Annotated in this window: 24 protein-coding genes and 1 riboswitch; of the genes, 13 read left to right on the top strand and 11 right to left on the bottom strand. The window is 73.0% G+C overall.

The window, feature by feature from the left end; all coding sequences use genetic code 11:
• Positions 1-2: 2 nt before the first annotated feature.
• Together thiS and thiO are read right to left on the bottom strand one after the other, a co-directional pair.
• A complete protein-coding gene (gene thiS, locus WQO_RS08345) occupies positions 3-281 on the bottom strand; it encodes a sulfur carrier protein ThiS (protein WP_010057857.1) in 279 nt (92 codons plus the stop codon).
• Positions 278-1,486, bottom strand: a complete 1,209-nt coding sequence (thiO, locus tag WQO_RS08340) for a glycine oxidase ThiO (RefSeq protein WP_010057858.1) — start codon at positions 1,484-1,486, stop codon at positions 278-280. Before thiO ends, thiS begins: the two co-directional genes overlap by 4 nt.
• A riboswitch (TPP riboswitch) is annotated at positions 1,484-1,596 on the bottom strand. (Overlaps the previous gene by 3 nt.)
• A 52-nt stretch (positions 1,597-1,648) precedes the next feature.
• Between thiO and WQO_RS08335 the strand changes: the two genes are divergently transcribed.
• The 6 genes from WQO_RS08335 to WQO_RS08310 all read left to right on the top strand — a co-directional run bounded on the left by WQO_RS08335 (position 1,649) and on the right by WQO_RS08310 (position 6,544).
• Positions 1,649-1,990 (top strand): avidin-fold protein, encoded by a 342-nt coding sequence (locus WQO_RS08335; RefSeq protein ID WP_010057860.1) that lies wholly within the window; start codon positions 1,649-1,651, stop codon positions 1,988-1,990.
• 129 nt (positions 1,991-2,119) lie between these two features.
• Positions 2,120-3,295: an NAD(P)/FAD-dependent oxidoreductase gene (locus WQO_RS08330; RefSeq protein WP_237274207.1), complete on the top strand. Its 1,176-nt coding sequence runs from the start codon at positions 2,120-2,122 to the stop codon at positions 3,293-3,295.
• Positions 3,296-3,376: 81 nt separating this feature from the next.
• Positions 3,377-3,742, top strand: a complete 366-nt coding sequence (locus WQO_RS08325; RefSeq protein ID WP_010057863.1) for an Rv2175c family DNA-binding protein — start codon at positions 3,377-3,379, stop codon at positions 3,740-3,742.
• 105 nt (positions 3,743-3,847) lie between these two features.
• Entirely contained in the window at positions 3,848-4,498 is a 651-nt protein-coding gene (gene thiE, locus WQO_RS08320; RefSeq protein WP_010057864.1) for a thiamine phosphate synthase, read from the top strand.
• Positions 4,499-4,635: 137 nt separating this feature from the next.
• Positions 4,636-5,553: a methylenetetrahydrofolate reductase [NAD(P)H] gene (gene metF, locus WQO_RS08315; protein WP_029182030.1), complete on the top strand. Its 918-nt coding sequence runs from the start codon at positions 4,636-4,638 to the stop codon at positions 5,551-5,553.
• Between the two features lie 49 nt (positions 5,554-5,602).
• On the top strand, positions 5,603-6,544 hold the full coding sequence (locus WQO_RS08310) for a hypothetical protein (protein ID WP_058953917.1): 942 nt from the start codon (positions 5,603-5,605) through the stop codon (positions 6,542-6,544).
• Positions 6,545-6,582: 38 nt separating this feature from the next.
• Here the strand turns inward: WQO_RS08310 and WQO_RS08305 are convergent, their stop codons facing one another.
• From WQO_RS08305 to WQO_RS08285, 5 genes are all read right to left on the bottom strand, one after another.
• The gene (locus WQO_RS08305; RefSeq protein WP_079055636.1) at positions 6,583-8,097 is read right to left on the bottom strand and encodes a phytoene desaturase family protein; all 1,515 of its coding nucleotides are present in this window, start codon (positions 8,095-8,097) and stop codon (positions 6,583-6,585) included.
• 31 nt (positions 8,098-8,128) lie between these two features.
• Positions 8,129-8,746: a DUF4126 domain-containing protein gene (locus WQO_RS08300; protein WP_010057870.1), complete on the bottom strand. Its 618-nt coding sequence runs from the start codon at positions 8,744-8,746 to the stop codon at positions 8,129-8,131.
• Between the two features lie 349 nt (positions 8,747-9,095).
• Positions 9,096-9,707, bottom strand: coding sequence for a TetR/AcrR family transcriptional regulator (locus WQO_RS08295; RefSeq protein ID WP_006123872.1), 612 nt, complete (start codon positions 9,705-9,707; stop codon positions 9,096-9,098).
• A 53-nt stretch (positions 9,708-9,760) separates the two neighbouring features.
• On the bottom strand, positions 9,761-11,848 hold the full coding sequence (locus tag WQO_RS08290) for a YhgE/Pip family protein (RefSeq protein ID WP_010057871.1): 2,088 nt from the start codon (positions 11,846-11,848) through the stop codon (positions 9,761-9,763).
• Positions 11,820-12,665, bottom strand: coding sequence for an ATP-binding cassette domain-containing protein (locus tag WQO_RS08285; RefSeq protein WP_010057872.1), 846 nt, complete (start codon positions 12,663-12,665; stop codon positions 11,820-11,822). The genes WQO_RS08290 and WQO_RS08285 overlap by 29 nt, the downstream gene beginning before the upstream one ends.
• Before the next feature lie 165 nt (positions 12,666-12,830).
• On the opposite strand from WQO_RS08285, the gene WQO_RS08280 reads away from it, so the two are divergent.
• From WQO_RS08280 to WQO_RS08270, 3 genes are all read left to right on the top strand, one after another.
• Positions 12,831-13,358, top strand: a complete 528-nt coding sequence (locus WQO_RS08280) for an SAV_6107 family HEPN domain-containing protein (RefSeq protein WP_010057874.1) — start codon at positions 12,831-12,833, stop codon at positions 13,356-13,358.
• A gap of 164 nt (positions 13,359-13,522) precedes the next feature.
• Positions 13,523-14,281 carry a methyltransferase gene (locus WQO_RS08275; protein ID WP_010057876.1) on the top strand — a complete coding sequence of 253 codons (759 nt, stop codon included), beginning with the start codon at positions 13,523-13,525 and terminating at the stop codon, positions 14,279-14,281.
• 247 nt (positions 14,282-14,528) lie between these two features.
• Entirely contained in the window at positions 14,529-14,933 is a 405-nt protein-coding gene (locus WQO_RS08270) for a DUF3040 domain-containing protein (protein WP_006123866.1), read from the top strand.
• 326 nt (positions 14,934-15,259) lie between these two features.
• Here the strand turns inward: WQO_RS08270 and WQO_RS08265 are convergent, their stop codons facing one another.
• From WQO_RS08265 to WQO_RS08250, 4 genes are all read right to left on the bottom strand, one after another.
• Positions 15,260-17,677, bottom strand: a complete 2,418-nt coding sequence (locus WQO_RS08265; RefSeq protein WP_010057878.1) for a transglutaminase TgpA family protein — start codon at positions 17,675-17,677, stop codon at positions 15,260-15,262.
• Positions 17,674-19,041, bottom strand: a complete 1,368-nt coding sequence (locus WQO_RS08260) for a DUF58 domain-containing protein (RefSeq protein WP_010057879.1) — start codon at positions 19,039-19,041, stop codon at positions 17,674-17,676. The genes WQO_RS08265 and WQO_RS08260 overlap by 4 nt, the downstream gene beginning before the upstream one ends.
• Entirely contained in the window at positions 19,041-20,084 is a 1,044-nt protein-coding gene (locus WQO_RS08255; RefSeq protein WP_010057880.1) for an AAA family ATPase, read from the bottom strand. Before WQO_RS08255 ends, WQO_RS08260 begins: the two co-directional genes overlap by 1 nt.
• 251 nt (positions 20,085-20,335) lie before the next feature.
• The gene (locus tag WQO_RS08250; protein WP_010057881.1) at positions 20,336-20,899 is read right to left on the bottom strand and encodes a beta-class carbonic anhydrase; all 564 of its coding nucleotides are present in this window, start codon (positions 20,897-20,899) and stop codon (positions 20,336-20,338) included.
• A 426-nt stretch (positions 20,900-21,325) separates the two neighbouring features.
• Here WQO_RS08250 and rsmH point away from each other — a divergent pair, with 426 nt between their 5' ends.
• The 4 genes from rsmH to WQO_RS08230 are packed head-to-tail and all read left to right on the top strand — an operon-like array spanning position 21,326 to position 26,659.
• Positions 21,326-22,291, top strand: a complete 966-nt coding sequence (rsmH, locus tag WQO_RS08245; protein WP_010057882.1) for a 16S rRNA (cytosine(1402)-N(4))-methyltransferase RsmH — start codon at positions 21,326-21,328, stop codon at positions 22,289-22,291.
• A 37-nt stretch (positions 22,292-22,328) separates the two neighbouring features.
• Complete coding sequence (gene ftsL, locus WQO_RS08240; protein ID WP_010057883.1) at positions 22,329-22,910, top strand: cell division protein FtsL; 582 nt, start codon at positions 22,329-22,331, stop codon at positions 22,908-22,910.
• A gap of 4 nt (positions 22,911-22,914) precedes the next feature.
• Positions 22,915-24,903 carry a peptidoglycan D,D-transpeptidase FtsI family protein gene (locus tag WQO_RS08235; RefSeq protein WP_010057885.1) on the top strand — a complete coding sequence of 663 codons (1,989 nt, stop codon included), beginning with the start codon at positions 22,915-22,917 and terminating at the stop codon, positions 24,901-24,903.
• Positions 24,904-24,943: 40 nt separating this feature from the next.
• Complete coding sequence (locus WQO_RS08230; protein ID WP_073821433.1) at positions 24,944-26,659, top strand: UDP-N-acetylmuramoyl-L-alanyl-D-glutamate--2,6-diaminopimelate ligase; 1,716 nt, start codon at positions 24,944-24,946, stop codon at positions 26,657-26,659.
• The last annotated feature ends 4 nt before the right edge of the window (positions 26,660-26,663 follow it).

Below are 26,663 nucleotides of genomic sequence, written 5' to 3'. Positions count from 1 at the left end.
GGTCAGCCTCCCTGTACGGCCGTCAGGACCTCGACGCGGTCGCCCTCGCCGAGTGTGGTGGTGGCCCACAGGCCGCGCGGGACGACGCTCTCGTTGACCGCTGCGGCGACCCCGGACCGGGCCTGGGTCAGGGCGCCGACCAGGGCGCCCAGATCGGTCCCGGCGGGAACGGCACGGGCTTCCCCGTTCACCGAGACGGAAACGGTGGTGGCCGCGGCGGATTCCGGTGCGGCTGCTCGCGGTACGGAGGTGCCTTCCGGTGCGGCGGGCTGCTGGGTCATACGGGCTGCTCCTGGAGTACGGGGGCGGCGGGTTCGAAGCGGCCGGGGGCGAACGGGCGGGCCTCCTCGGGCAGCTCGCCGGTGGTCAGGGCGTCGGCCATCGCGTCCCCGGTGACGGGCGTCAGCAGGACGCCGTTGCGGTGGTGACCGGTGGCGAGCAGCAGGCCGGGCAGGGCGGTCGGGCCGAGCAGCGGGGCGTTGTCGGGCGACGCGGGACGCAGACCGGCCCGGGTCTCGGTCAGCGGCAGCTCGGTGATGCCCGGCACCAGCTCATGGGCGTCGCGCAGCAGCTCGTACACCCCGCCGGCCGTGACCGTGGTGTCCCAGCCCATCTCCTCGCTGGTGGCGCCGACGACCAGCTCGCCGTTCTCGCGCGGTACGAGGTAGAGGTGGCCGCCCCGCACCACGGCGCGCACGGTGCGGCTGAGGAAGGGGGCGTACGCCGGGGGCACGGTGAGCCGGAGGACCTGGCCCTTGACCGGGCGTACCGGTGGCACGAGCTCCGGCGGGAGCCCCGCGAGCCGCCCGCTGAGGCTGCCCGCGGCGAGCACGACCTGGTCGGCCGCGAACTCCGTACCGTCGCCGAGCGACGCTCCGGTGGCCCGGCCCCCGTCGGCGGTGAGCCGCTCGGCGGTCGTCCGGCGGAACCCGACCCCGGCCCGCTCGCACGCGGTCAGCAGCGCCGAGGCGAGGCGGCGCGGATCCACCTGGTGGTCGCCGTCGACCCGCAGCCCGCCCCGGACACCCGGGGCCAGCATCGGTTCGAGACGACGGCACTCACGGCCGCTCAGCCAGACCGACTCCAGACCCGAACGCTCCTGGAGGGCGTGCAGTTCGCGCAGATGCGCCCGGTCGTCGGAGTCCAGCGCGACGGCGAGCGTGCCGCAGCTCCGGAAGCCGGTGTCCCGGCCGCTCGCCTCCTCCAGCTCCTCGACGAACGCCGGATAGCGGGCGGCGGAGGCCAGGTTGAGCCCGAGCAGCATCTGCTCGCCGTAGTGCAGTTCGGTGACGGCGGCCAGCATGCCCGCCGCGACCTGGGCGGCTCCGCCGCCCGGTGCGGGATCGGCCACGGTGACCGTCAGCCCGCGCTGCGCGGCCCGCCACGCGGTGACCAGGCCGATGATGCCGCCCCCGATGACGAGGACGTCGGATCCTGAGGTTCCCGTTCCCCCCAGGGCTCCGGAGGTCTTCCCCGAGACGCGCATGAGTGTCCAGCCCCTCCCTTCGCCGGCATGACCCGGATCAGGTTCGTACGGTCGGAGGCCGTCCAGCCTCCCTCTCAGCCCGGTGCGTCCGGGCTCCCGCGAGTGTTCTACGTTGGCCACCCTAAACCCACCCGCCTTTCGCCCAGTAGGGGAGCAGCCACCGTGGCCCGTTCGCTCGACGGACTCGTCCTCGCGCCCGTCGCCGACCAGGCCCCCGGCCAGGTCGGCACCCGCACCCGCTTCACGTACCACGAGCAGGACGGCCGGATCTGGGCCGAGTACACGGGCGGCGACGTGGTCCGCGGCCATCTCGTCGGCACCCGGGACGGGGATGCGCTGGACTTCCGCTACGTCCAGCTCAAGCACGACGGAACGACCTCTTCCGGACACTGCCTCTCCACCGTCACCGAGCTCACCGATGGCCGGGTCCGGCTGGAGGAGCGCTGGGAGTGGGAGTCCCAGGAGGGCAGCGGGACGAGCGTGGTGGAGGAAGTGGCCTCCTGAGGGCCGTTCTGAAGGCCGGTGTCCGGTAGCCGTGTTCCTGACACTCCGTCAGATGATTAAGGTGGACAGGTGAGCGAGCAGCAGACGGAGAAGAGTCCCGCCCGGAACGTCGTGGTCGTCGGCGCGGGCATGGCGGGCGTGCAGAGCGCCGTCGCCCTGCGCGAGGCGGGCTTCACCGGCCCCGTCACCCTGATCGGCGCCGAGCCCCACCAGCCCTACGACCGCCCGCCGCTGTCCAAAGCGGTACTGCTGGGCAAGGCCGAGGATTCCGCCTTCGACGTCGACTTCGAGGCGCTGGACATCACCCTGCGCCTCGGCCTGGACGTCACCGCCCTGCGCGCCGCCGACCATGTCCTGGACACCGCCGACGGGCCCGTCCGCTACGACGCCCTGATCCTCGCGACCGGCGCCGAACCCCTGACCCTGCCCGGCACCGAGGGCGTACCCGGCGTCCATCTGCTGCGCACCCTCGACGACGCCGCCCGGCTGCGGCCCGTCCTGGACCGGCAGCACGACGTGGTCGTCGTCGGGGCGGGCTGGATCGGCGCGGAGTTCGCCACCGCCGCCCGTGCCGCGGGCTGCACGGTCACCGTGGTCGAGGCCGCGGCCCGCCCGCTCGCGGGCACCCTGCCCGCCGAGGTGGCCGCCCCGATGGCCGCCTGGTACGCCGGGAGCGGCGCCGAACTCCTCACCGGGGCCCGGGTCGAGCGCGTCGAGGAGGGGGCCGTGATCCTCGCGGACGGCCGCACCCTGCCCGCCGGAGCCGTGGTCGTCGGCGTCGGTGCGCGCCCCGCCACCGGCTGGCTGGCGGGCTCCGGGATCGCGCTCGGCCCGGACGGCTCGGTCACCGCCGACAGCGCCCTGCGCACCTCGCTGCCCGATGTGTACGCGGTCGGCGACTGCGCCTCCTTCCCCTCCGCCCGCTACGGAACCCGGCTGCTGGTCCACCACTGGGACAACGCCCTCCAGGGCCCGCGCACCGCCGCGGCCGCGATCATGGCGGCGGAGAGCGGCGCACCGCTTCCGGTCTACGACCCCGTCCCGTACTTCTGGTCCGAGCAGTTCGGCCGCTTCGTGCAGTACGCCGGCCACCACGCCGACGCCGACACCCTGCTGTGGCGCGGCGACGGGGCGGACGCCACCTGGTCGGCCTGCTGGCTGCGCGGCGGCGCGCTGGCCGCCGTGCTCGCCGTGGGCCGCCCGCGCGATCTCGCCCAGGGGCGCAGGCTCATCGAGTCGGGGGCCGCCCTCGACCCGGAGAAGGTCGCCGACCCCGCCGTACCGCTGAAGTCCACCGCCCTCTGACCGCCCCGGGGCCGCCGCTGACACCCCCCGTACGGTCGGCCCGGCTACCGGCTGTCAGTCCCAGGTGGCACGCTTGTCCCTGTGACCGAGATTGACGCAAAGACCGATGCTCTCGTCCCTGCCTGGCTCCACCTCCCCGACATCGCCGAGATGCTCGACATCGAGGTGACGCGCGTGCGCCAGCTGGTCAAGGAGGGCCAGCTCATCGCCGTGCGCCGTGGTGAGAACCGGACGCTCCAGGTGCCCGCCGCCTTCATCGACGGCGACAAGGTGGTCAAGGGCCTCTCCGGCACCCTGACCCTCCTGAAGGACGACGGCTTCTCCGAGGAAGAGATGCTGGAGTGGCTCTTCACTCCCGACCCGACCCTGCCCGGCACCCCCGCGCAGGCGCTGAGCGAGAATCGCGGGACGGAGGTGAAGCGCCGCGCCCAGGCGCTCGCCGTCTGATCCGATACGACAGGAAGCGGTGCACGGGCCGTCCGACACGGCCCGTGCACCCGCACGACCACGGGGGAATCCACTCCGCCGTGACGACCACGGGGGGTTTCCACCATGTCCACACCTCGCGAGCTGCTGTCCGACGCCCGGCTCTACCTGTGCACGGACGCCCGCAAGCGGCAGGGTGACCTCCCCGCCTTCCTCGACGCCGTGCTCACCTCGGGCGTCGACATCGTCCAGCTCCGGGACAAGGGCATGGAGGCCGCCGAGGAGCTGGAACACCTCGCGGTGTTCGCCGACGCCTGCCGCCGGCACGGCAAGCTCCTCGCCGTGAACGACCGCGCCGACGTCGCCCACGCCATCGGCGCCGACGTCCTGCACCTCGGCCAGGGCGACCTGCCCGTCCCCGCGGCCCGCGCGATCATCGGCGCCGACCGGCTGATCGGCCGGTCCACGCACGCCGAGGCCGAGGTCGACGCCGCCGTCGCCCAGGACGGTGTGGACTACTTCTGCACCGGCCCCTGCTGGCCCACCCCCACCAAGCCCGGCCGCCACGCCCCCGGCCTCGACCTCGTGCGCTACACCGCCTCGCTCGGCGGACAGCGCCCCTGGTTCGCGATCGGCGGGATCGACGCGGGCAATCTGGACCAGGTGCTGGACGCCGGGGCCCGCCGGGTCGTCGTCGTCCGGGCCATCACCGAGGCCGACGACCCGGCCGCCGCCACCGCCGAACTGGCCCGCCGCGTCCGGGCCCACACGAGCTGAACGCCAGGCGTACGGGCGGCGGGCATCCCGGGCCTGAATCCGAGGAGCGTCCGAGGGGTGGACAACAGTCCGGCAAAACAAGACAAAGTCTCCGGCTCCGGTTGGGTGAGTGTCCACCCCCTGGTTAACCTCCCCTTATGGCCCTCGGAACACCTTCGACCAGGACGGATCACGCGCGTACCGTGCGTGACCTCCTGGCGACCGGCAAAACGTCGTACTCCTTCGAGTTCTGGGCTCCCAAGACGGAAAAAGGTGAGCGCAACCTCTGGAACGCGCTGCGCCGGGTCGAGGCGGTCCGGCCGAGTTTCGTCTCCGTGACGTACGGCGCCGGAGGCTCCACCCGCGCCGGGACGGTCAAGGCCACCCAGGAGATCGCGGCGGACTCCACGCTCACCCCCGTCGCCCACCTCACCGCGGTCAACCACTCGATCGCCGAGCTGCGCAACATGGTCGGGCAGTACGCCGACGCGGGCATCAGGAACATCCTCGCGGTCCGCGGCGACCCGCCGGGCGACCCTATGGGCGAGTGGGTGGAGCACCCGCAGGGGGTGAAGTACGCCGCCGACCTCGTCCGCCTCATCAAGGAATCGGGCGACTTCTGCGTCGGCGTCGCGGCATTTCCCGAAATGCACCCCCGGTCCACCGACTGGGAGACGGATATCGGTCATTTCGTGGACAAGTGCCGGGCGGGCGCGGATTACGCGATCACCCAGATGTTCTTCCGCCCGGAGGATTATCTCCGGATGCGTGACCGTGTGGTCGCCGCGGGTTGCGAAACGCCGGTGATCCCCGAGGTGATGCCCCTCACCAGCGTGAAGCAACTGGAAAAGTTCTCCCAGCTCAGCAACGCGACCGTGCCCGAGTCGTTGAAAGAGCGCATCCTCGCGGCCAAGGACGATCCGGCCGCTGTACGCTCCATTGGCATCGAGTTCGCAACGGAGTTCTGCGCGAAGCTGCTGTCCGAGGGTGTGCCCGGGCTGCACTTCATCACGCTCAACAACTCGACGGCTACGCTCGAAATCTACGAGAAACTCGGACTGCACAAGCAGTCGTGACCGGTCGTACCCGCCCCCGAAGCGGTGACGGCCGAAGGAGGGGGCGGGCGTGGGCTGGACGGTCCTCTACATCGCATTCGGTCTGGTGGCACTGTGGCTGCTCGGCGAGGTGCTGCTGCAGTACAAGGCACGACTGCGCTGGCGGCTGCTCGCCTTCGGCGGCTTCCTCGGCGTGGTGGTCGGGGTGCTGCTGGCCTCCGTCCCGGTCATCATCGTCGGGACGCTCGCCTTCGCCACCGGCCAGACCTTCGTGACGCTGTCCTTCCGACGCGGCTTCTCCACCGGCTGGGCCATAGGCGGCAGCCCGGGGGAGAGCCGCCGGCGCAAGAGCGGCGGCGAGGGCGCGGCGGTGAAGGACCCCACGCTGCAGGTCTCGGACCTGGAGGTCGCGGAGCCGGGCGCCCCCGCCGGATACGACCGGCCCCCGGCCGCCCCGCCCGCACCGTCCGTCTACGCGACGGAGCCGCTCCCCGACGACACCGGCCAGTACGGCGTGTACGGGGACACCGGCTACGACACGAACGGCCACACCCACCAGGACCAGGGCCACGACGCCGACCCCTCGGCCCAGCCGCAGTACGCCGCGTACGACCCGTACACCGGCTACGGCCAGCAGCAGGCCCAGGACCCCTACGCCGGAACGTACGACTACGGCACCGGCGAACAGAGCTACGCCGCCTACTCCGACCCGTACATCGGCACCACCAACCAGGCCCCCTCCTACGGCTACGACGCCTACGGCAACGGCGACGGCTACGACACCCAGGGCGGGCAGCAGAGCTACGCCGACCCCTACGCCCAGAGCTACGGCGCCGACGCGTACGACACGGGGGCGTACTCCACGGACACCCCGCCCGGCGGCGTCTGGGTCCCGCAGCAGCGCGACGCCGAGCAGTACCCCCCGATGCCCCCGGAGCAGCCCACCGAGCCCGCCCCGTACGGCAACGGCAACGGTCACGACACCGGCCAGAACGAGCAGTACCGGTACTGAGCGCGCTCCTGCCGGGGCCCGCCCGCGCTGCCGGGCCCTCAGCGGGAGCCGCGGAAGCCGTCGCCCTCCACCACGAGTCCGGCCACCAGCGTCCCCGACATCCCGGCGTGCGCGAGACCGCCGCCCGGATGCGCCCAGCCGCCCGCGAGATACAGCCCCGGCAGCCGGGTCAGGTTGCCCGGGTGCAGATACGCGCCGTCCGCCCCGGCCAGTGCGGGCGGCGGCACCGCCCCGCCCTCGGCCCCCGTCTCCGCCTCGGTCTCCGCCGGCGTACGGATCTCCGTGTGCAGGATGCGCTCCCGCAGCCCGGGAACGGCCGCGCCCGCCCGCTCGACCAGGACGTCCGCGAACCGCTGCCGCACCTCCGCGTCCCGCCAGTCGACCGGACCCTGCGGAGCCACCGTCGCGGAGAGCGTCACCGCCTCGTGCTCCGCGTCCGGCCGGGTCGCCGGATCGTCGGGGCGCAGCACCGTCACCGTGGGGTGGCCGGCGACCCGGCCCGCGAACACCGCCTCCTGCTCCGCCGCCCCCTCCGCGCTGTGCACCACGGTCCGGTGCACCGCGTCCGCCTCCCGGGCCCCGCGCAGCGACAGCAGCACCGTGAACCGGCCCGCCGCGCCCGCCCCCGAGCCCGCCCGGACCGGCACATCGCCCGCGCCCCACACCTGCTGACCCGGCACCAGACCCGGACGCGGCCGGACCCCGAGCACCACCCGGTCGGCCTCGGCCACCTCACCGCCCGCCAGCTCCACGCCCGCCGCCCGGCCGTCCTTCTCGACGACCCGGACCACCTCGGCCCCGAAGACGAACTCCACCCGGCGGGCCACGCACCGCTCGTGCACCGCCCGGGCCAGCTCCCGCATCCCGCCCATCACGTACCAGCTGCCGAAGGTCTGCTCCATGTACGGCAGCAGCGCGGCGCTCGCGGGGGCGTTACGCGGGTCGAGGCCGTGGGCGAGCGCATACCCGTCGAGCAGGGCCGCCAGGCGCGGGTCCGCCAGCTCCCACGCGCCGGTCTCCGCGACCGTGGCCGCCTGCCGGGCCGGGCGCAGCAGCCGCCGCTGCCGCACCGCCGGATACGGATCGCGCCCCAGCACCTGGTGGTCCGCGCGCAGCGGCTCCTCCAGCAGCGGCCGCCGGGAGCGGTCCCAGGCGTCCCGGGCCCGGTCCATGAAGTCGCTCCAGCGCGCCCCGGAACCCGCGCCCAGCGCCCCGTCCAGGGCCGCGGCCACTCCGGCCCGGGAGGCGTTCGGCAGGGACACCGCGGTGCCGTCCGCGAAGAGATGGCGGCTCGCCGGATCGACCTGGGCCAGCGTCACGGACTGCTCCAGCGACTCCTTGCCGGTCTTCACGAAGAGGTCCCGCTGGACGGCGGGCAGATGCAGCAGCCCGGGCCCGGTGTCGAAGACGAAGCCCTCGTGCTCATGGCGGCCGACCGAGCCGCCGTAGCTCGCGGACCGCTCGTAGACCGTCACCTTCTCGCCCGCCACGGCCAGCCGGGCGGCCGCCGCCATCGCGCCCGTCCCGGCGCCGATCACCGCAATACGTGCCATGCCGGTGACTTTATCGACCGGCACCGACAGCTCAGCCGGGAGGCCAGTGCCCACCCGTCCCGGCCAGGCGTTTCTCCTCGCGGCGCTGGGCCCGGCGGCGCAGGAAGCGGCGGATCCGGGAGGCCAGGAAGAGCACGGTGACGATCCCGAGCACCAGCAGGACGGCCGCGATCACGGCGGCCGCCACCGGGTTGAATATCGCGAAGGTGATGACCCCCGCGACCCCGAGGTCCTCGGCGATGCTCATCCCGACGTTGCTGAAGGGCTCCGGGGAGGTGTTGACGGCCATCCGCGTACCGGCCTTCACCAGATGGCTCATCAGCGCCGTGGACCCGCCGATCGCCCCGGCCGCCAGCTCCGGCAGCGAGCCGCTCTCCCCGGCCAGCAGCGCGGCCACCACCGCCCCGGCCACCGGCCGGATCACGGTGTGCGCGGTGTCCCAGACCGAGTCCACGTAGGGGACCTTGTCCGCGATCGCCTCGCAGAGGAACAGCACACCGGCCACGATCAGGACGTCGGTGCGCTGGAGTGCGGCGGGCACCTCGTCGGAGACGCCGGTCGCGCCGAACAGACCGAGCAGCAGGACCACCGCGTACGCGTTGATCCCGCTTGCCCAGCCGCTGGTGAACACGAGAGGGATGACAGACACGCAGGCGATCGTAACGACCCCCTGCCGGACCCGGGTGAGGTCGCGGGCGCAGCCCTGAGTATCCGTACCTAGGCGCACAGATGAGTACCTGCGCGGATAGGCCCCGACCTGCGGGGACGGCAGAGTGATGACCACGGAAGGGGCGCTGCGCCAGGACCGCCGGCACGGGGCGGCAGAACGGTGCGGTTCCCCCGACGCAACGGGGGTGCGCGACGGAGCCCGGGGACCACGGGGGACATACGGGGTCACGGGGAACGGGTTTCCGGATGCACGGAAGACGCCGGTCCGATGGTGTTCGCGGGGGATGCGAACCTCATCGGCCGGCGTCTTCGGCTTTCCCGACGCCGTCTCAGTGCCCGCTGACCCGCCCGTGCAGCAGCAGGGACAGCGCCGAGTGGACCTCGTCGATCGAACGCTCCGGCTGGAACGCCTGCCAGTCCAGCGCCGCCACCAGCACCATCCCGACCAGCGCGGCCGCCGTCAGCGGGATGTCGATCTCCTCGCTCAGCTCACCGCTGCGCACCGCGTCGCGCAGGACGCCCTCGACGACCGCCACGGCCTCCTGACGCACCACCAGCAGCGTGGACTGCCAGGCGCGGTTGGTGCGCCAGAGCTCGGCCACGTACAGCTGGGTGAAGGCCGGGTAGCGGTCGATGAAGGCGAGCCCGGCCCGGATCATCGCGTCCAGCGCCTCGACCCGGGTGCCGCCCCGCTCCTCGGACTCCTCGGCGGCGGCCCGCAGCGAGGCGGTGAGCAGCCCCACGCCGTGCCGGAGCAGCTCCTCGAACAGCTCGGTCTTGCTCTTGAAGTTGTAGTAGACCGTGCCCTTGGCGACCCCCGCCCGCTCGGCGATCTCGTCGACCGTGGTCGCCGAGAAGCCCTTCTCGGCGATGAGCGTCACCGCCGCCTCGTAGAGCCTCTGCCGGGTGGCCTGGCGGCGCGTGGTGCCACTGCTTTCCATGGGGCCGATTCTTCCAGGCCCGGGCACACCCGGGGACGCGACCGCGGGCGCGCTCACAGGCTCAGCTCCGGGTGCAGCCGGCTCAGGCTCCACACCTGCTTGCGGCGGGCGGTGAACGCGGTCAGGGCGAGCGCGCCGACCGTGAAGGCCGCCAGCACAGCGCAGCCCAGCCAGACCGGGGTGAGCGGACCGCCCGTGATCAGCCTGCGCAGCCCCTCGACGACGTACGTCATGGGGAGGTACGGGTGGATCGCGCCGAAGAATCCGGGGCTCGTCTGGACGGGGTAGGTGCCCCCGGCCGAGGTCAGCTGGAGCATCAGCACGACCAGTACCAGGATCCGTCCGGCCGCCCCGAAGCAGGCGTTCAGCCACTGCACGATCGCGGCGAAGCAGCAGGTCACCAGGGCCAGGAAGCCGATCGTTCCGGCCGCATGGGTCATCTGGAGGCCGAGGCCCCAGTGCAGGACGGCCATCAGGGCGCCGACCTGGGCCGTGCCGATGGCGGCGACCGGGAGCCAGCCGGCGAACGCGATCCGCCACGAGGAGGCCCCGGCGGCGAGCGCCCGCCGGTTCATCGGCTGGATGAGCATGTACGCCACCATCGCGCCGACCCACAGGGACAGCGGGATGAAGTACGGGGCGAAGCCGGTGCCGTAGTTGGGGGCCTCGTGCAGCGACTTGGAGGCCAGCTGGACGGGGTCGGCCATGACGTCGGTCCGCGCGTCGCGGTCCTTCTTGTCGTAGTCCGGGATCCTCTCCACGCCGTCGTTGAGGCCCTGCGCCAGCTGGGCCGAGCCGTCGCCGAGCCGGAACAGCCCGCCGTCCAGGTTCTCCGCGCCGGTCTTCAGCTTGCCGACGCCGGTGTCCAGGCTGCTGGAGCCGGTCTGCGCGGTGCCGAGGCCCGTGTGCAGCGCCTGCGCACCCTTGGCGACCTTCTTGGCCCCGGAGTTGAGCTCGTTGACCTTGGCCACGGCGGTCGCCAGGTCGTCGTCCAGCGTCGGGGCGCGCTGGGCGAGCGCCTCGGCCTGCTTCTGGAAGGTGACCAGCTGGTTGCTCAGCTTCTTGAGATCGCCGTTCTGGTTGGCGACCAGGGTGTTCACATCGGCGGCGATCTTCGCGGCGTCCTCGGCCGTGACCTTGGCGCGCTCCAGCGGCGGGCAGACCGTGGCGTCGGGCTCCTCGGCCTCCTCGCACCGGGTCCGGTGTATCTCGGCCAGGTCGTCGGCGGCCTTCCTGGCGCCGGACGCCGCGGTGGGCGCGGTCTTCACCAGCACGTCGAGGTTGTGCCGTACGGCGCCCGAGGTGTCGGCGACGAGCCGGGCGGTGTCCTGGATGGACTTCCCGTTGTCCTTGAAGAACGGGCGTACGTCACCGGCGATGCCGTTGACCTTGTCGGCCAGGACCTGGGTGCCTCCGGCGACCTGCTGGGAGCCCGTCGCCAGGTCGCGGGAGCCCTGGTTCAGCTTCACGATCCCGTCGGAGAGCTTCTTGCTGCCCGCCTTGGAGTCCTTGAGGCCGTCCGCGAGATCCTTGGAGCCCTGCTTGGCCTTCGAGATGCCGCCCTTGAGGTCGTCGGCGCCCTTGGCCGCCTCGGCGGTCTTGTCGTGCAGATCGGAGAAGTTGATGAAGATGCGGTCCAGGAAACCCCGGGAGGCGTTCGTGGAGGCGGCGTTGCGCACCTCGCCGAAGACCGTCTTCGAGATCTGCCCGACGATGTAGTTGTTGGCGTCGTTCGTCCGCACCTGGAGCGCGCCGGTCTCGGGGGAGTCCCCGCCGCTGGACGCGATCTTCTCGCTGAAGTCCGACGGCATCGTCAGCGAGAGGTAGTACGTGCCCTCCTCGACGCCCTTCTCGGCCTCGGCGGAGCCGACCTCGTGCCAGGCGAAGACCTTGGAGTCGAGCAGCTTCTCGCTGATCTCGTCCCCGGCGGCGATCCGCTTGCCGTCGCTGGAGGCCCCCTTGTCGTTGTTGACCAGTGCGACGGGCAGCTTGTCGAGCTTCCCGTACGGGTCCCAGAACGAGCAGAGGTACAGGGCGCCGTAGAGCAGCGGCAGGAGCAGCAGGGCGACGAGCGCGGCGGCGGGAAGCTTGCCCCGGCCGAACCGCTTCAGCTCAAGCGCGGCGAGCTTCGGCGAACGCATCGGCCGTCTCCTCTTCGGTGGTGGGTCCCTCGGCGGCGGGCTTCTCGGTGGCCGGTTCTTCGGCGTCGGCTTCGTCATCGGCCGGTGCGGCGACCGGCTCTCCGGCGCCGGCTTCTCCGTCGGCCGGTGCGGTGCGCACGACCTGGGTGTTCCCGGGGGCCTCGCTGCACACGGCGAGCACCGTCGTCCCGGCGTCGGCCACGGACCGCAGCAGCGCCCAGGCCTGCTCGCGTTCGGCGTCCGAGAGCTTGAGGTCGGTGTCGTCCACGGCCAGCAGCCGCGGCCTGCCGATCAGCGCCAGCGCGACGGACAGCCGCAGCGCCTCAAGACGCTCCAGGTCGCGTACGGAGGTGCGCCCCGACTTCGGCAGGGTGGCGGGGTCGAGCCCCGCGGCCTCCAGGGCCTCGTCCACCCGTGCCTCGGCGGCGGTCCGGCGCTCGGCGCGCGGGCGCAGCAGGGCGCGCAGGGTCGAGCCGTAGCGGCCCTGGAGCAGGGCGCGTTCGCCCAGGTGCTCGGCGACGGTGAAGGCGGGGTCCAGCTCGCTGACGCCCGGCACCGGACCCAGGGCGGCGATCCTGCGGACGGCGGCGGCCTGCTTGGGCAGACGCAGTCCGCCGGTCTCCGCATGGCCCTCGGTGGTCCGCATCCGGCCGGTCAGGGCGAGCAGCAGACAGGTGCGGCCCGACCCCGACGGCCCCTCGATCGCCACCAGTTCCCCCGGCTCGGCGCTGAACGTCACGTTCTGGAAGACCCGGCCGCGCGGTCCTTCCAGTCCGAAGTCCTCGGCGCTCACAGCCGCGCCGTGCGGGCTCTCCACAGACCCTCCCCTTTTGAACTGACCAGTCAGTTCAAAAGGTAGCCCGAACATGCGCCCGATAGCAAAGTCGCTGCTCAAAGCGGGTACACGGCCGATTGTCAGTGGTGGCCGCCACCATGGACACAGACGGCCACGGAGCCGTCACACGACGACAGGAGGTTCGTCATGGCCAGCTCGTCCGCAGCAGCCGCCCCGCGGCGCCGCGCAGTCAGCCCTGCCCCCTCACTGACCGGCGCCTCCAGCGATGTCCATCCCGTGCTGCGCCGGGCCTCGGCGCCGCCGGCCGCACTCGACCTGCTCGCCAAGGCCCGTTCCGGCCTCGACGAGGCCGCCGGGCTCCCCGAGCCCAACGAGCGGTACGCCACCGCCCACCTCGCCGCCCTGCGCACCGCGGCGGCCGTGCTGGCCGCCCGCGGCCGCCCCGAGACGAACAAGCGCCACCGCGACCGCATCCGCAGCGCCTGGGAAGTCCTCCCGGAGATAGCTCCCGAACTGACCGAGTGGAGCGACCTCTTCGCCTCCGGCGCCGAGCGCCGGGCCCGTGCCGAGGCGGGCATGCCGGGAGCAGCGAGCGGAGGCGACGCCGACGATCTGCTGCGCGACGCGGCCATGTTCCTGCGCCTGGTGGAACGGCTCCTGGTGCTCCAGCCGGTCCTTCCGCAACCCCGGCAGGAGTCGCCGGGCGGCGGGTGACGCAGGGCCAGGCGTCGGACTGCCGTCGTCGCCCGGAGGGCGGCCGGGCGACGCCTGGCCCTGGACGGCGGGGCGAGGCCATAGGGTGGTGACCACTCACATCACCACCCGCACTGTTCACGCTCCGCCGTCCCCGGCGGCATCGTGCCGAGGAGACATCTGCCGTGTCGGACCAGCCGCGCCCCCGCGCCTCCCTCCGTACCGCCGTGGTCTGGGAGGTCCTCAAGGAGGCCCTGGACCGTCAGGTCAAGGCGACCGGCAGGGACGCCCTGGATGTCCTGGACACCGGCGGCGGCACCGGCAACTTCGCCGTGCCCGCGGCCAAGCTCGGCCACCGGGTCACCGTCGTCGACCCCAGCCCCAACGCCCTCTTCGCGCTGGAGCGCCGTGCCGCCGAGGCCGGGGTCGCCGACCGGGTCCGGGGAGTCCAGGGCGACATCCTCGGCCTGTTCGACGTCGTCGAGCGCGACGGTTTCGACGCGGTGCTCTGCCACGGCGTCCTGGAGTACGTCGACGAACCCGCCGAGGGCGTCCGCAACGCGGTCGAGGCGCTGCGGCCCTCCGGCGCGCTCAGCCTGCTCGCCGCCGGCCTCGGCGGAGCCGTTCTGGCCCGCGCGCTCGCCGGACACTTCACCGAGGCCCGGCAGGCGCTCACCGACCCGGCCGGCCGCTGGGGCGAGGGCGACCCCGTGCCCCGCAGGTTCACCGCCGAGCAGCTCTCCGACCTGGTCTCCGACGCGGGGATGGAGATCACCGCGGTGCACGGCGTCCGGGTCTTCGCCGACCTCGTGCCGGGCGTCCTGGTGGACACCGAGCCCGGTGCCGTGGAGGCACTCCTCAAGCTCGAAGCGGCCGCCGCCGAGCAGCCCGCGTTCCACTCGGTCGCCACCCAGCTGCACGTTCTGGGCGAGAAGCGCCACTGATCAGCAACGAAGCTGCGCACGGAGTGGGACTCAGGACCCCCGTACAGGGCGTAAGCCCCGTATGATCGGGTGACACCATCCGGCATGGCGGATCGGTCGTCGGGGAATCTACGCCTCAGCAGCCGAGCCGACATAGCGGTCCGGACTGGCTGAACGCTAGAGGGCGGGTTTCACGGGGGCGAATCCCTGCCTATCCTGGAAGGGCCGCATACCGGTCGCCCCCGCGGCCGACGACGAGGAGGATCCCGTGCCGCTCTCGGAGCACGAGCAGCGCATGCTCGAGCAGATGGAGCGAGCGCTGTACGCCGAAGATCCCAAGTTCGCGACAGCGCTCGAGGGAAGCGGGCTGCGTACGTACACCCGCAAAAGGGTCTACCAGGCGGTCGCAGGCTTCCTGGTGGGTATCGCGCTCCTCATGGCCGGAATGGTCGCCCAGCAGATCTGGATCAGCGTGGTGGGGTTCCTCGTCATGCTCGGCTGTGCCGTGCTCGCGGTCACCGGTTGGCGCAAAGCGCCCAAGCCCGGTGAACAGCAGCCGGCCGCCGCAGGTGGCGGGGACAGCGGCGCACGCCGCCGACCGAGACAACGCCGGTCGATGATGAACCGCATCGAGCAGAGGTGGCAGCGCCGCCGCGACGAACAGGGCCAGTAGTACGCACCGGCCCTGTTCTTCCCGCCCAGGGCCGGGCGATGGTACGACGCAGGACACCGATGGGTGAGGGGCGGCCGCATTTCCGCGGCCGCCCCTCAGCCGTTGCCGGACGGTGTCCCGGGCGGTAGACCCATGTCCCGCGCGGTTACGGTGACGCCCCGCGCAAGAGGCGCGGTTACGTCCGCGCCCAAGGCGGGAGACGCGGTCACCCCCGCGCCCCGCGCGGGAGAACCCCCTCCCCCTCCAGAACCGCGAGAGCCTCCGGCCCGGGCCCCCGTTCGCAGGGTCCGGACCGGAGACTCGGGTCGGGCGAGCCCCTGCCCGCCTCAGCCGTGCTGGCGTGTGAGGCGGCGCAGCCGGGCCGTCCAGCGACCGGCTCCCGCGCGGCCCGTCCACCGCTCCGCGAGCGCCGTCCGGCGGTCGGCGACGGCCCACACCACCCGGACGGACGAGCGGGGCAGAAGCGTTGCCCGCAGCCGGGTGCCACGGCCCGCCGATCCCCGCAGACCCGCCCGCACCGCCGACGCGTCCTCGGCCAGGCCGGCCGCCGGGCGCGGCTCGGGGGCGTACAGCACCTGCTCCACCGAGCCCGCGATCCGGTGCATCGCCTGGGCCGCGGTGGTGTCGAGCCGGCCCAGCCGCACGATCCGGGCCGCCGCCTTCCGGGGGGTCAGCGAGTCGTCCGGGGCGATGCCGTGGTCCCACGCCGTGTCGGTGATCTCCCGCCAGGCGGCCAGCGTCCGCGCCGCGGCGTCGGCGGGCGTCCGGCCCCCGGAGCCCAGCCGGCGGTTTCTCGTCCGGGTCCGCCACAGCAGCGGTGACAACGGCAGCACCAGCAGGAGGACCGCCGCCAGGACCACCAGCAGTACCGTCCCGAGCGGGGTGCCCCGGTCGGTCGGCGCCGCCGCCCCCGCCGCCTGGGAGGGCCCGCACCCGCCTTCCTGGCGCAGCTGCGGCGGGCAGCTGTCGTCGGCGGAGGGGAGGGCGGACGGTGCGGTGGAAGTGTCCGCGGAGGGCTCGGCCGCATCGCTCGCGGTGTCCGTGGGGACCTCGGGCCGGGTCCACGAGGGGGTGCTGCCCCGGCTCGGGGTGGGCTCGAACCGGGTCCACCCGACGCCCTCGAAATACAGCTCGGGCCAGGCGTGCGCGTCGCGCAGCCCGACCGAGATCGCCCCGTCCGACTTCATGGTGCCCGGGGTGAAGCCCACCGCGACCCGGGCCGGGATGCCCAGCGTCCGGGCCATCGCGGCCATCGAGAACGAGAAGTGGACGCAGAAGCCCTCCTTGTCACGGAGGAACCGGGCGATGGCGGACGACCCCGTGCCCGAGGTGACCGTCGTGTCGTAGGTGAAGCCGCCCTCGGAGGCGAACCAGTCCTGGAGCTTCACGGCCCGCTCGTAGGCGTTGGCCGAGCCCTCCGTCACCTGCGCGGCGGTCTCGGCGACCACCTCCGGAAGCGAGCCGGGCAGCTGGGTGTACTCGCGGCGCAGCTCCTCGGGCGGCGGACCCGCGGTCGCGAGCTGCTCCGCCGTGGGCTCGACGACCAGACTGCCGACCTCGTACTGCGCGCCGCGCGTGGTCTGGCCGTCGTCGCCGACCAGGGTGCGGCCCTCGGGTTCGTACCGCCAGCGGCCGCCGACCCGGACCTCGCTCGCCGGGTAGGGGAGCGGCAGATACGTCTGCTGGTAGGAGCGCGAGGCGGAGATGTTCGTCCGGACCTCTGTGACCGAGACGTCCCCGCCGAGCCCCGCGGGGAGGGGGAGGCGGTCGGGAACGTCCGTCAGCCGCCGGGTGGAGGAACGCCACTCGCTGCCGTTGAACTCGTCCAGGGCCAGGATCCGGAGATAGAGGTTCTGCGGGTTCTCGATGTTGCTGCGGTACGTCATCACCTCCCGGTTCTCCGGCTGGTTGAGGTTGTTCTGGAGCGAGACCAGCGGATTCACCGCGGAGATGGTGCCGCCGCCGCTGCCCTTGCCGTTCCCCGGGCCGTTGCCGCCGAGCAGGCCGCTGTCCAGCGCGGGCAGGGCGAGGGGGGCCACCAGGGCGATACCGAGCGCCAGCACGCCGATCCGCCGCCCGGTACGGACGGGGGAGGAGCCGCCGCTCACCCCGGACAGTCCGTCGGTCAGACCCCCCTTGGTCCGCGAGGCCCCGCCGAAGACACGGCCCCACTGGGAGAGCCGGTCCCGGCCCTCCGCCAGCAGGAGCAGCAGGTAGCCGGAGGCGGCCAGCAGGAACCACACCCAGCCCGCCCCGCCGTCGGAGAGGCCGGCCGCGACCGAGTACAGGGCGAGGAGCGGCAGCCCGGCGGGGGCCGCGCTGCGGAAGGTCACGGCCATGGCGTCCACGACGAGGCCGATCAGGATCACCCCGCCGACCACCATCAGCTTGATGCCGTCGGTCAGCGGGGCCGGGGTGGAGTACGTACCGACGTCCTCGCCGCCCGCCACCAGCAGCTCACCGAGCCGCATGACGGCCTGCGGTCCCGGCAGGACCCCCAGCAGGGCGTGGTCCCGCGCGAACACCAGCGTCAGCAGCACCAGGGCGGCCAGCGCCTGGGCGGCGACGGTCAGCGTCCGGGCCAGCGGGACCCGGCGCGCCAGGGCGCCCACCCCGCTCTGGACGCCGAGCAGCACCGCGGCCTGCACCAGCCAGCCGACCCCCTCCACCAGCGGGATCAGCGCCCCCGCCGCCAGCAGGGTCGCCACATAGGCGCTCAGCGCCAGCCTGGCCCGTCCGCTCATGACCATCCCCCCGGGAAACCGTTCGGGCCGCCGCTCGGGGCGGACGGTGCGTCCGTGCGCATCCCGCCGGCCAGTTGCCACAGCTCGGGCAGCTCGTCACCCGGCTCCACCGGCACCGCCGTCCAGCCGGACTCGCGCAGCCGTCGCAGCCGGTCGTCGGCCGCGCCCGTCGCGCTCTCGTCGTCGGCCCAGGCGGCGCTGTCCAGGACGAACGCGACCCCGGCGCCGGCGCGCTGCCGCATCCGGGCCGCGACCGCGGTCTGCTCCTCGTCCAGATCGCCGAAGAAGGCGATGAGCAGTCCCTCGTTGCCACCGCGCAGGACGTCATGGGCGCGGCTGAGGCCCCCGCCGTCGGAGTGGCGGACGACGGCGAGCGTGTCGAGCATCAGTCCCGCCGAGTCAGCGGACTCCTGGGTCGAGCCCGCGTAGCCGTCGGTCCCCTCGCCCGGCACCGCGTTCCCGTCGTCGGTGAGGAGCCGGACGGCGAAGCCGCGCTCCAGCATGTGCACGAGGGCGGAGGCCGCCCCCGAGACCGCCCATTCGAACGCCGAGTCGGGCCCGGCGCCCTGGTAGCCGATCTGCCGGGTGTCCAGCAGGACCGTGCATCTGGCCCGCTGCGGCTGTTCCTCGCGGCGCACCATCAGCTCGCCGTGGCGCGCGGTGGAGCGCCAGTGGACCCGGCGCAGATCGTCGCCGTGCCGGTAGCCGCGCGGAATGATGTCGTCCTCCCCGGCGAGCGCGAGCGAACGCTGCCGCCCGTCGCCGTACCCGGAGGCCTCGCCCGCCAGCCGCAGCGCGGGCAGCGGCACCGTGCGGGGGATGACGACGAGGGTGTCGTACGCACTGAAGGAACGCGTCAGCTCGCACATCCCGAAGGGGTCGCCGAGGCGCAGCTGCAGCGGGCCCAGCGGATAGTGGCCGCGCAGGTCGGAGCGGACCCGGTAGGACACCTCGCGCCGGCCGCCCGACTCCACCCGGTCCAGGACGAAGCGGGGGCGCGGGCCCAGCACGTACGGAACGCGGTCCTGGAGCATCAGCAGACCGGTGGGCAGCCGGGAGACGTTCTCCATCCGCAGATGCACCCGGGCCTCCGCGCCCGCCGGTACCCGGGACGGCGAGAGGCGCCGGGTGCCCGTGACCCGGTAGCGGGTGCGGTAGAGCACGGTCACACAGACCAGCGGCAGCACGGCGAGCAGCAGCCCGACCCGCAGCAGATCGCCCTGGCCCAGGACGTACGCGCAGACGGCGGCGGCGAGACCGGCGGCCAGGAACGAGCGCCCCCGGGTGGTCAGTCCGCCCAGGGCCGTCCGGAGACCGCCCTTCCGCCCGCCGCCCTCCACGGCGCCGGGCTCGCCGGCCGCCATCACAGCCGCCGTGACCCGGGCTGCTGCTGGTGGTACAGCGGGCGGCCCGGCTCCTGCGCGGGCGGCGCGGTGCCGCCGGCCGAGGTCGGTACGGGGATGCGCTGGATGATCTCCCCGACCACCTGCTCCGCCGTGCGGCGGTTCAGCTGGGCCTGGGCGGTGGGCAGCAGCCGGTGCGCGAGCACCGGGGTGGCCAGCGCCTGGACGTCGTCCGGCAGGGCGTAGTCGCGCCCGCTGAGCGCGGCGGACGCCTTCGCGGCGCGCAGCAGATGCAGCGTCGCGCGCGGGGAGGCGCCGAGCCGGAGGTCGGGGTGGGTCCGGGTGGCCGCGACGAGTTCCACGGCGTAACGCCGCACGGCGTCGGCGACATGCACCGTACGGACGGCGTCGATCAGCTTCACGATGTCGTGGGCGTGGGCCACCGGCTGGAGGTCGTCCAGCGGGGAGAGGCCCCCGTGCACATCGAGCATCTGGAGCTCGGCCTCCGGGCTCGGGTAGCCGATGGAGACCCGGGCCATGAAGCGGTCGCGCTGGGCCTCGGGCAGCGGGTAGGTGCCCTCCATCTCGACCGGGTTCTGCGTGGCCACCACCATGAAAGGGTCGGGCAGCTCGTAGGTGTGCCCGTCGATGGTGACCTGGCGCTCCTCCATCGACTCCAGCAGCGCCGACTGGGTCTTCGGCGAGGCGCGGTTGATCTCGTCGCCGATCACGATCTGGGCGAAGATCGCGCCCGGCTTGAACTCGAAGTCCCGTCGCTGCTGGTCGAAGATCGACACGCCGGTGATGTCCGAGGGCAGCAGGTCCGGCGTGAACTGGATCCGCCGCACCGAACAGTCGATGGACCGCGCCAGCGCCTTGGCCAGCATGGTCTTGCCTACCCCGGGGACATCCTCGATGAGGAGATGTCCCTCGGCGAGCAGCACGGTCAGCGATAGCCGTACGACCTCGGGCTTGCCCTCGATCACACCCTCCACCGACCTGCGCACCCGCTCTGCGGTGGTGGTCAGATCCGTGAGGCTCGCTCGATCGTCATAGGTCGTCACCCGGCCCTCCTCGGCCCTTTTGCGCAGGGGCCGTCGCGCGTACCCGCGCGGCCCACCCCGGAAAATCGGACACCCCTCCGGAAGACCCGGGGGAGGTCACACCCGCATTCTTGTTGCCGTTACCGCTTCGTGTCACTCGCCTGTGGATAAGTGGGTGTGAAAAGGCAGTGTCTGTCACGATTCCGGCGCCGCGGGACGCGGCGATGCGTGCGTGAGGTGCAGCAGAGGGCCGGGAGGCGGCGGGGATCCGTTCAGGAAACGGAGTCGATCTCCCGCAGCAGACCGGTGGTCACGTCGAAGACGAAGCCGCGCACGTCGTCGGTGTGCAGCAGGAACGGCGAGGTCCGCACCCGCTGCATCGACTGGCGCACGTCCTGGTCGGCGTCCGTGTAGGCCTCCACGGCCCAGGCCGGACGCTGGCCCACCTCGCGCTCCAGGTCCTGCCGGAAGCCCTCGGTGAGGGACTCCAGACCGCAGTTGGTGTGGTGGATCAGGACCACGCTGCGGGTGCCGAGCGCCCGCTGGCTGATGGTGAGCGAGCGGATCACGTCCTCGGTGACCACACCGCCCGCGTTACGGATGGTGTGGCAGTCACCGAGCTCCAGGCCGAGCGCGGCGTGCAGGTCGAGACGGGCGTCCATGCAGGCGACCACGGCGACCTGGAGGACGGGGCGCGCGTCCATGCCCGGGTCGCGGAAGTCCTTCGCGTACTCGGAGTTCAGCGCGACGAGGCGGTCGGTGACCTGGCCCCCCTCGCGGACCGCCGCAGCGGTGGACGTGGCGGACTCGGCGGGGGAGTGAGCAGAAGTCGACATGGCTACGACGTTAGCCTTCCCACCTGGTCCGGGCGGGCTGTGAGAGCGGACAAAGAACGTCAACACGGCTTGTTGTGAGCTAACCCACAGGCCCTCGTGGACGCACCCGTTCGGGTGGGTTCGCCGCATCCGGTCGGGTGGCGCGACGCGCTGCGCGGTTCGTTGATCGCGAATCGATCGAATGGCAGGGTGGACTAAAGTAACGCGAAGTCAACACCCGCATTCCCGCTCCACTGCCCCATCGCACCCCCCGCACCTCCTGCATATTCCGTATTTCCCCCGTGATGTGCGGCGTACGTGCGACCCGGCCCTCTCCCGCTCTCGGTCGGCCGACGCCCCTTCCCCGGCGCCGGCGGGCCTCCCCTTCAGAGCGGGCGGGGACCAGGACGTACGTGCCGGCCGCGGGACAGAGCCTGAGAGGGCGCATTGAGCCAGACCCGACACGTCCCGGTGATGCTCCAGAGGTGTCTGGACCTGCTGGCCCCGGCTCTCCAGGATCCGGCCCACCCGCAGCCCGTGGTCGTCGACTGCACCCTCGGCCTCGGCGGGCACAGCGAGGCGCTGCTCGCCGCGTCCCCCACCGCCCGGCTGGTCGCCCTGGACCGCGACAAGGAGGCGCTCCGCCTCTCCGGCGAACGGCTCGCCCCCTACGGCGACCGGGCCACCCTCGTCCACGCGGTCTACGACGAACTCCCCGAGGTCCTCGCGCGGCTCGGGATCGCGAAGGTCCAGGGCGTCCTGTTCGACCTCGGCGTCTCCTCCATGCAGTTGGACGAGGCCGACCGCGGGTTCGCCTACGCCCAGGACGCCCCGCTCGACATGCGCATGGACCAGTCCACCGGGATGGGCGCCGCCGAGGTGCTCAACACCTACCCGCCCGGCGAGCTCGTGCGGATCCTGCGCGCGTACGGCGAGGAGAAGCAGGCCAAGCGGATCGTCTCGGCGATCGTGCGCGAGCGCGAGAAGGAGCCGTTCAGCAACAGCGCCCGGCTCGTCGAGCTGATCCGCGACGCGCTGCCCCAGGCCGCCAAGCGCACCGGCGGCAACCCGGCCAAGCGCACCTTCCAGGCCCTGCGCATCGAGGTCAACGGCGAGCTGAGCGTCCTGGAGCGGGCCATTCCGGCCGCCGTCGACAGCCTCGCCGTCGGCGGCCGCATCGCGGTGCTCTCGTACCACTCGCTGGAGGACCGGCTGGTCAAGCAGGTCTTCGCGGCCGGCGCCGCCAACACCGCGCCCTCCGGACTGCCCGTCGTCCCGGAGCGCTACCAGCCCCGGCTGAAGCAGCTCACCCGCGGTGCCGAGCTGCCCACCGAGGAGGAGGTCGCCGAGAACCGGCGCGCCGCCCCCGCCCGGCTGCGCGGCGCCCAGCGCATCCGCGAGGAGGAGCGATGAGCACCGGGGCCGGACGCCGCAGCGGGGGAGTCGCGGGGTGAGCAAACCGGCCGCACCGCTGAAGGGGCGGGCCGCCCGGCTCGCCCGGCTGATGCCGTCCACCGGGCCCAGCACCGCCGCCCGCACCCCCTTCGTCCTGCTGGTCGTCCTGCTCCTGGGCGGCGGACTCATCACCCTGCTCCTGCTGAACTCCGCTCTCAACGAGGGATCTTTCCGGCTCAGCGAGCTGAAGCGGGACACCACCGAGCTCACCGACGAGCAGCAGGCCCTCCAGCGCGACGTCGACAGCCGGTCCCAGCCCGACGCCCTGGAGAGGCGCGCCCGGGAGCTGGGCATGGTCCCCGGCGGCAGCCCCGCCTTCCTGAACCCCGACGGCACGGTCCGCGGCAAGCCGACGGAAGCGACGGCCCCGCCGCCCAGCCCGAGCCCCAGCCCCACCCCGAGCCCCAGCGCCTCACCCGGTGCCGACGCCCCGGCGGCCGGACCCTCGGCCTCCGGTACGTCGGCCGGCCCCTCCGGCTCCCCGTCGCCCTCCGGATCCGTATCCGCGACAACGCCGGACCCCGCAGCCGCCCCCTCGGCGGAGAACAGCCCGCCCCCGACGAGCCCCGGCAGGTGACGCAGTGCCGCCCAAGGAACCGCCGCGCCGCCGCGTACCCGGACCGGCCCGCCCCCGTAACGGGGCATCCGGATCCGGACGCTCCGGCGCGCGCCCACCGGCCCGCCGCCCCCGCCCCGCCCCGGGGCGCACCACCCGGCGCGGCACCGCACCCCGCTCCCTGCGCCTCGGCAGCCCGCGCCCCCGGCTGCGGCTCGTCAGCCTCGGGCTGACGCTGGTCATGCTGGCCTTCGTGGCCCGGCTGCTCCAGGTCCAGGCCGTCGACGCCAGCGCGTACGCGGCCAAGGCCGAGAAGAACCGCTACCTGGAGTACACCGTCGCCGCCGAGCGCGGCGAGATCACCGACCGCAACGGTGTCGCGCTCGCCACCAGCGTCGACGCGCACAACATCACGGCCGACCCCAAGCTCTTCACGCCCGGGGAGAGCAAGGCGCCCGACGCCCCGCAGCAGGCCGCGGCGCTGCTCGCCCCGATCCTCGGCAAGGACGTCGACGAGCTGGTCAAGAAGCTCTCGGCGCCCAAGAGCCGCTACACCGTCCTCGCCTACCGGCAGACCCCCCAGGTCTGGAAGCAGATCAAGGACCTCAAGGCCGTCTTCGCCGAGAAGGCGTCCGAGGACCAGCTCAAGGGCGGCCCCGGAGCCAACGTCCTGGCCGGTGTCCTCCAGGAGCCGACCACCAAGCGCGTCTACCCCAACGGGGATCTCGCCGCCGGGATACTGGGCTTCGTCAGCGCCGACGGCAAGGGCGGCGGCGGCCTGGAGTCCCAGCTGAACAAGGAGCTGGCGGGCGAGGACGGCAAGATCCGTTACGCCCAGGCGGGCGGCCGGCGGGTCCCCACGGCGGGCAGCAGCGAGATCCCGGCCGTGCCCGGTTCCGACATCGAGCTGACCATCGACCGCGACATCCAGTGGGCCGCGCAGAAGGCCATCAGCGACCAGGTCGAGAAGTCCAAGGCCGACCGCGGCTACGTCATCGTGCAGAACACGAAGACCGGCGAGCTGCTGGCCATGGCCAACTCACCCGGCTACGACCCCAACGACCTCTCCGAGGCCACCTCGGCCCAGCTCGGCAACGCGGCCCTCCAGGACGTGTACGAGCCCGGCTCCACCAGCAAGGTCATGTCGATCGCGGCCGTGCTGGAGGAGGGGGCCGCCACGCCCGGCACCCATGTCACCGTCCCCAACCGGCTGCACCGGGGCGACCGCCTCTTCAAGGACGACGTCGACCACCCCACCTGGTACCTCACGCTCAACGGGGTCCTCGCCAAGTCCAGCAACATCGGCACCATCCTGGCGACCGGTCAGCTCGGCAAGAGCCAGGCCGAGTCGAACAAGGTGCTCTACGACTACCTGCGCAAGTTCGGCCTCGGCCAGAAGACCGGGCTCGGCTACCCGGGCGAGTCGCCCGGCCTGCTGGCCCACCCGAAGGACTGGTCGACCTCGCAGCAGTTCACGATCCCCTTCGGCCAGGGCCTCTCCATCAACGCCGTGCAGGCCGCCTCGGTCTACTCCACGGTCGCCAACGGAGGCGTACGGGTCGCCCCCACGCTCGTACGCGGAACCAAGGGATCCGACGACCGCTTCACCCCGGCCGAGGCCCCCGAGGAGAACCGGGTGGTCAGCGAGAAGACCGCCAAGACCCTGGCGACCATGCTGGAGTCCGTCGTCGACGACACCGAGGGGACCGGCACCAAGGCCGCCATCCCCGGCTACCGGGTCGCGGGCAAGACCGGCACCGCCAACCGGGTCGACCCCGTCCGCGGCGTCTACAAGGGCTACACCGCCTCCTTCGCCGGCTTCGCCCCCGCCGACAACCCGCAGATCACCGTCTACTGCGCGATCCAGAACCCCACCAAGGGCAGCTACTTCGGCGGCCAGATCTGCGGCCCGATCTACAAGCAGGTCATGGAGTTCGCGCTCAAGACGCTCCAGACCCCACCGTCCGGCAGCAAGCCCCCTCGGCTGCCGGTGTCCTTCAAACCCGGCGAGTGAACACGGGGATGCGCGAGCATCTCCTCCAAGGGAACCCTCAGTGACAACGATCACCCCCGACCCCGGGAACCGGAACGAGAACCGCCGGAACCAGGGTCCCTCGCTTCGCGAGAGCCCGCACCGGCCCGGTACGCTCACCGCCGTGCCCCACGCTGATCAGTCCCAAACCTCTCAGAAGGACGCGCCTGTGACCTACCCGGGAGCGCCCCGACCGGACCGGCTCCGGCCCACCCCTCTCGGCGAGCTGGCCGACCGGCTCGGCGTCGAGACCGCCGGGAGCGGTGACGTCACCGGCATCACGCACGACTCGCGTGCCGTGCGGCCCGGCGACGTGTACGCCGCCCTGCCCGGCGCCCGTATGCACGGCGCCGACTTCGCGGCCCAGGCCGCGGGCCTGGGTGCCGTCGCCGTCCTCACCGACCCCACCGGCGCCGAACGCGCCGCCGCGACCGGCCTCCCGGTCCTGGTCGCCGAGAACCCGCGGGCCGTGATGGGCGAGCTGGCCGCCGACATCTACGGGCGGCCCGGCATCGGCCTGCTCCAGATCGGCATCACCGGAACCTCCGGCAAGACCACCACCGCGTACCTCGTCGAGGGCGGGCTGCGCGCCGCCGGACGCCCCACCGGGCTGATCGGCACGGTCGAGATGCGGATCGGCGACGAGCGCATCAAGTCCGAGCGCACCACCCCCGAAGCCACCGACCTCCAGGCCCTGTTCGCCGTCATGCGCGAACGCGGCGTCGAGGCCGTCGCGATGGAGGTCTCCAGCCACGCCCTCGTGCTCGGCCGGGTCGACGGCTGCGTCTTCGACGTCGCCGTCTTCAACAACCTCAGCCCGGAGCACATGGAGTTCCACTCCGGCATGGAGGACTACTTCCAGGCCAAGGCCCAGCTCTTCACCCCCGAGCGCAGCCACCGGGGCGTGGTCAACTTCGACGACGAGTACGGCCGCAGGCTCATCACCGAGTCCGGCGTACCCGTCACCACCTTCTCCGCCGAGGGCCACCCGGACGCCGACTGGCACGCCGAGGACGTCGAGGTCGGACCGCAGGACAGCACCTTCACCGCCGTCGGCCCCAAGGGCGAGCGGATCACCGCCCGTGCCCCGCTGCCCGGCCCGTTCAACGTCGCCAACACCCTCGCCGCGATCGTCACCCTGGCCGTCGCGGGCGTCGACCCGCAGATCGCCGCCGACGGGGTCGCCGCCGTCCCCGGGGTCCCGGGCCGGCTGGAGAGGGTGGACGCCGGACAGCCCTATCTCGCCGTCGTCGACTACGCGCACAAGACCGACGCCGTCGAGTCCGTCCTGCGCTCCCTGCGCAAGGTCACCGAGGGCAAGGTGCACATCGTCCTCGGCTGCGGCGGCGACCGCGACACCACCAAACGCGGCCCGATGGGCGCCGCCGCGGCCCGGCTCGCCGACACCGCCGTCCTGACCTCCGACAACCCCCGCTCCGAGGACCCCCTCGCGATCCTCGCCGCGATGCTCTCCGGCGCCGCCGAGGTCCCCGTCCACGAACGCGGCGACGTGCTGGTCGACGCCGACCGGGCCGCCGCCATCGCCGCCGCCGTCGCCCGCGCCGAGCCGGGCGACACCGTCCTGGTGGCGGGCAAGGGCCACGAGCAGGGCCAGGACGTCCACGGAGTGGTCCGCGCCTTCGACGACCGCAAGGTCCTGCACGCAGCCATCGAGCGGTCCCTGGCGCACCCCGGCGCCGACCGTGCCCCTCACCACGAGAACAACAGTCAGGGATGACCAA

Source organism: Streptomyces globisporus C-1027, assembly GCF_000261345.2.
Classification (GTDB): domain Bacteria; phylum Actinomycetota; class Actinomycetes; order Streptomycetales; family Streptomycetaceae; genus Streptomyces; species Streptomyces pakalii.
Note: the sequence above shows the minus strand (reverse complement) of the source record. Positions and strands in the feature narration are given on the sequence as shown.

Coding starts and splice junctions, on each gene's coding strand:
- thiS (WP_010057857.1), bottom strand. CDS start 281: ATGACCCAGCAGCCCGCCGCACCGGAAGGCACCTCCGTACCGCGAGCA.
- thiO (WP_010057858.1), bottom strand. CDS start 1,486: ATGCGCGTCTCGGGGAAGACCTCCGGAGCCCTGGGGGGAACGGGAACC.
- WQO_RS08330 (WP_237274207.1), top strand. CDS start 2,120: ATGGCGGGCGTGCAGAGCGCCGTCGCCCTGCGCGAGGCGGGCTTCACC.
- thiE (WP_010057864.1), top strand. CDS start 3,848: ATGTCCACACCTCGCGAGCTGCTGTCCGACGCCCGGCTCTACCTGTGC.
- metF (WP_029182030.1), top strand. CDS start 4,636: ATGGCCCTCGGAACACCTTCGACCAGGACGGATCACGCGCGTACCGTG.
- WQO_RS08305 (WP_079055636.1), bottom strand. CDS start 8,097: ATGGCACGTATTGCGGTGATCGGCGCCGGGACGGGCGCGATGGCGGCG.
- WQO_RS08295 (WP_006123872.1), bottom strand. CDS start 9,707: ATGGAAAGCAGTGGCACCACGCGCCGCCAGGCCACCCGGCAGAGGCTC.
- WQO_RS08290 (WP_010057871.1), bottom strand. CDS start 11,848: ATGCGTTCGCCGAAGCTCGCCGCGCTTGAGCTGAAGCGGTTCGGCCGG.
- WQO_RS08280 (WP_010057874.1), top strand. CDS start 12,831: ATGGCCAGCTCGTCCGCAGCAGCCGCCCCGCGGCGCCGCGCAGTCAGC.
- WQO_RS08265 (WP_010057878.1), bottom strand. CDS start 17,677: ATGAGCGGACGGGCCAGGCTGGCGCTGAGCGCCTATGTGGCGACCCTG.
- WQO_RS08260 (WP_010057879.1), bottom strand. CDS start 19,041: ATGGCGGCCGGCGAGCCCGGCGCCGTGGAGGGCGGCGGGCGGAAGGGC.
- WQO_RS08250 (WP_010057881.1), bottom strand. CDS start 20,899: ATGTCGACTTCTGCTCACTCCCCCGCCGAGTCCGCCACGTCCACCGCT.